General features: G+C 50.8%; 2 rRNA genes. Both read right to left on the reverse strand.

The window, feature by feature from the left end:
- Positions 1 to 30 precede the first annotated feature (30 nt).
- Positions 31 to 146: ribosomal RNA gene (rrf, locus tag KGB24_RS28475) — 5S ribosomal RNA — on the reverse strand.
- Between the two features lie 147 nt (positions 147 to 293).
- Positions 294 to 3,187, reverse strand: a 23S ribosomal RNA gene (locus KGB24_RS28480).
- Positions 3,188 to 3,345 lie beyond the last annotated feature (158 nt).

A 3,345-nucleotide genomic window follows, 5' to 3' on the forward strand; every position in this document is an offset into this window, starting at 1 on the left:
TGCTTTCGCAATTGGGGTTTCGGAATTTAATCTTGACGATGACCTACTCTCACATGGGGAAACCCCACACTACCATCGGCGATGCATCGTTTCACTGCTGAGTTCGGGATGGGATCAGGTGGTTCCAATGCTCTATGGTCGTCAAGAAATTCTTGAGCTGACGCGTCTTACGACGTTCCAGCGAATTGGGTATGCGATAGTTTGTGTGTTTGCTTCTCGAACTTTCGGTTCATTGCGTCTTCACACACCGCAATCTGATGCTCTTTCGAGTAGTCAAATTGCTTGGGTGTTATATGGTCAAGCCTCACGGGCAATTAGTATTGGTTAGCTCAACGCCTCACAGCGCTTACACACCCAACCTATCAACGTCGTAGTCTTCGACGGCCCTTCAGGGGACTCAAGGTCCCAGTGAGATCTCATCTTGAGGCTAGTTTCCCGCTTAGATGCTTTCAGCGGTTATCTATTCCGAACATAGCTACCCGGCAATGCCACTGGCGTGACAACCGGAACACCAGAGGTTCGTCCACTCCGGTCCTCTCGTACTAGGAGCAGCCCCTCTCAAATCTCAAACGTCCACGGCAGATAGGGACCGAACTGTCTCACGACGTTCTAAACCCAGCTCGCGTACCACTTTAAATGGCGAACAGCCATACCCTTGGGACCGGCTTCAGCCCCAGGATGTGATGAGCCGACATCGAGGTGCCAAACACCGCCGTCGATATGAACTCTTGGGCGGTATCAGCCTGTTATCCCCGGAGTACCTTTTATCCGTTGAGCGATGGCCCTTCCATACAGAACCACCGGATCACTAAGACCTACTTTCGTACCTGCTCGACGTGTCTGTCTCGCAGTCAAGCGCGCTTTTGCCTTTATACTCTACGACCGATTTCCGACCGGTCTGAGCGCACCTTCGTACTCCTCCGTTACTCTTTAGGAGGAGACCGCCCCAGTCAAACTACCCACCATACACTGTCCTCGATCCGGATAACGGACCTGAGTTAGAACCTCAAAGTTGCCAGGGTGGTATTTCAAGGATGGCTCCACGCGAACTGGCGTCCACGCTTCAAAGCCTCCCACCTATCCTACACAAGCAAATTCAAAGTCCAGTGCAAAGCTATAGTAAAGGTTCACGGGGTCTTTCCGTCTAGCCGCGGATACACTGCATCTTCACAGCGATTTCAATTTCACTGAGTCTCGGGTGGAGACAGCGCCGCCATCGTTACGCCATTCGTGCAGGTCGGAACTTACCCGACAAGGAATTTCGCTACCTTAGGACCGTTATAGTTACGGCCGCCGTTTACCGGGGCTTCGATCAAGAGCTTCGCGTTAGCTAACCCCATCAATTAACCTTCCGGCACCGGGCAGGCGTCACACCCTATACGTCCACTTTCGTGTTTGCAGAGTGCTGTGTTTTTAATAAACAGTCGCAGCGGCCTGGTATCTTCGACCGGCATGAGCTTACGGAGCAAGTCCTTCACCCTCACCGGCGCACCTTCTCCCGAAGTTACGGTGCCATTTTGCCTAGTTCCTTCACCCGAGTTCTCTCAAGCGCCTTGGTATTCTCTACCCAACCACCTGTGTCGGTTTGGGGTACGGTTCCTGGTTACCTGAAGCTTAGAAGCTTTTCTTGGAAGCATGGCATCAACCACTTCGTGTTCTAAAAGAACACTCGTCATCAGCTCTCGGCCTTAGAATCCCGGATTTACCTAAGATTCCAGCCTACCACCTTAAACTTGGACAACCAACGCCAAGCTGGCCTAGCCTTCTCCGTCCCTCCATCGCAATAACCAGAAGTACAGGAATATTAACCTGTTTTCCATCGACTACGCTTTTCAGCCTCGCCTTAGGGACCGACTAACCCTGCGTCGATTAACGTTGCGCAGGAAACCTTGGTCTTTCGGCGTGGGTGTTTTTCACACCCATTGTCGTTACTCATGTCAGCATTCGCACTTCTGATACCTCCAGCAAGCTTCTCAACTCACCTTCACAGGCTTACAGAACGCTCCTCTACCGCATCATCCGAAGATGATACCCGTAGCTTCGGTGTATGGTTTGAGCCCCGTTACATCTTCCGCGCAGGCCGACTCGACTAGTGAGCTATTACGCTTTCTTTAAAGGGTGGCTGCTTCTAAGCCAACCTCCTAGCTGTCTAAGCCTTCCCACATCGTTTCCCACTTAACCATAACTTTGGGACCTTAGCTGACGGTCTGGGTTGTTTCCCTTTTCACGACGGACGTTAGCACCCGCCGTGTGTCTCCCATGCTCGGCACTTGTAGGTATTCGGAGTTTGCATCGGTTTGGTAAGTCGGGATGACCCCCTAGCCGAAACAGTGCTCTACCCCCTACAGTGATACATGAGGCGCTACCTAAATAGCTTTCGAGGAGAACCAGCTATCTCCGAGCTTGATTAGCCTTTCACTCCGATCCACAGGTCATCCGCTAACTTTTCAACGGTAGTCGGTTCGGTCCTCCAGTTAGTGTTACCCAACCTTCAACCTGCCCATGGATAGATCGCCCGGTTTCGGGTCTATTCCCAGCGACTAGACGCCCTATTAAGACTCGCTTTCGCTACGCCTCCCCTATTCGGTTAAGCTCGCCACTGAAAATAAGTCGCTGACCCATTATACAAAAGGTACGCAGTCACCCAACAAAGTGGGCTCCCACTGCTTGTACGCATACGGTTTCAGGATCTATTTCACTCCCCTCTCCGGGGTTCTTTTCGCCTTTCCCTCACGGTACTAGTTCACTATCGGTCAGTCAGTAGTATTTAGCCTTGGAGGATGGTCCCCCCATATTCAGACAAAGTTTCTCGTGCTCCGTCCTACTCGATTTCATGACTAAGAGATTTTCGCGTACAGGGCTATCACCCACTATGGCCGCACTTTCCAGAGCGTTCCGCTAATCTCAAAGCCACTTAAGGGCTAGTCCCCGTTCGCTCGCCACTACTAAGGGAATCTCGGTTGATTTCTTTTCCTCAGGGTACTTAGATGTTTCAGTTCCCCTGGTTCGCTTCTTAAGCCTATGTATTCAGCTTAAGATACCTAACTTATGTTAGGTGGGTTCCCCCATTCAGACATCTCCGGATCAAAGTCTGTTTGCCGACTCCCCGAAGCTTTTCGCAGGCTACCACGTCTTTCATCGCCTCTGACTGCCAAGGCATCCACCGTATGCGCTTCTTCACTTGACCATATAACCCCAAGCAATCTGGTTATACTGTGAAGACGACATTCGCCGAAAATTCGCGATTAAACTCACAAATTTTACCTTAGCCTGAATAAACACCAGTGAAAGTGTTATCCAGTCTATCTTTCTATCACATACCCAAATTTTTAAAGAACGATCTAG

It is taken from the genome of Pseudomonas sp. BF-RE-25 (assembly GCF_019956105.1).
GTDB classification, from domain to species: Bacteria; Pseudomonadota; Gammaproteobacteria; order Pseudomonadales; family Pseudomonadaceae; genus Aquipseudomonas; species Aquipseudomonas migulae.